This window comes from Ideonella sp. B508-1 (genome assembly GCF_000333615.1).
Classification (GTDB): domain Bacteria; phylum Pseudomonadota; class Gammaproteobacteria; order Burkholderiales; family Burkholderiaceae_C; genus Ideonella.
In genome coordinates, this window is the sequence record NZ_BADL01000349.1 from 1 (window position 1) to 1287 (window position 1287).

At 69.2% G+C, this 1287-nt stretch carries 1 pseudogene; it reads right to left on the reverse strand.

The features are described 5' to 3' along the window. Positions 1-63: 63 nt before the first annotated feature. Positions 64-1287, reverse strand: a pseudogene (gene nifA, locus I73_RS28130) (nif-specific transcriptional activator NifA); the annotation flags it as partial.

Genomic DNA, 1287 nt, shown 5'->3' on the forward strand with positions numbered 1-1287 from the left:
TCGGTCAGGCGCTCGGTGGAGCAGATGCGCACCACGGTGTCCTCGTCGTCCTCGTCATCGAAGAAGGCATCGCCCGGACCGGCTGACTGCGGGTGCGCGCCGGCTGTCGACCGGGATGCTGCTGCCATCGGGCCGCTGCACCTTGTTGACCGTGATGGTCGATGAGACCGGCGCCACGGGGTCTTCCTTCTCCATGTGGTGCAGCGTCTGCGTCAGGCAGCGGTTGCTCTTGCAGGGGAAGGCCAGATCGCGGATGGCCTCGCCGTGCACCATGGTGGCGGTGCGTTCGATGCAGTTCTGCAGCTCGCGCACATTGCCCGGCCAGTAGCAGTTGGACAGCACCTGCATGGCCTCGGGCGTCACCTTCAGCTGGCGGTGGTTCTCCTTGTTGTAGCGGTCCAGGAAGTGGGCCACCAGCGGCGGGATGTCGTCACGCCGCTCGCGCAGCGGCGGCAGGAAGATGCTGACCACGTTGATGCGGTAGTACAGGTCGGCGCGGTACTCGCCGCGCTGCACCATGCGCTCCAGGTCGCGGTTGGTGGCGCAGATCAGGCGCACGTCCACCTTGACCGGCCGGCTGCCGCCCACCCGCTCGAACTCGCGCTCCTGCAGCACCCGCAGCAGCTTGGCCTGGAAGCCCGGGGAGATGTCGCCCACCTCGTCCAGGAAGAGCGTGCCGCCGTGGGCCAGCTCGAAGCGGCCCTTGCGCTCGCCCACCGCGCCGGTAAAGGCGCCCTTCTCGTGGCCGAACAGCTCGGACTCCAGCAGCGACTCGGTCAGGGCCGCGCAGTTGACCTTGATGAAGGGGGCCTCCTTGCGCGGGCTGAGGTAGTGGATCGCGCGGGCGATCTCCTCCTTGCCGGTGCCCGATTCGCCCCGCAGCAGCACGGTGGAGCGCGAGGGTGCGGCCTGGTGCACCTCGGCGAACACGCGCTGCATGGTCTTGCTGTGGCCCACCACGTTGTCCAGCGAGTAGCGCCGGCGCGGCGCCTCCTGGCTCAGCGCCTTCTGCAGCCGGGTGGTCTCCAGCTGCAGGCGGGCATGCTCGGCGGCCACCGAGCGGTGCAGGGCCAGCGACTGGGCCAGCAAGGTGGCCACCATCGTCAACAGGCGCTGGTCGTCGGAGAGACGGGCCATGCCCTCCACCTCGCGCTGCGCCGCCAGCACGCCCAGCGTGATCTGGTCGGTGCGCAGCGGCATCACGATGAAGGGCAGGCGCTTGCCCTCCTGAGGGCCGAGGCGCCGGTGCGGTCGAAGAACTCGGCGCTGTCCTGCACATTGGTCACG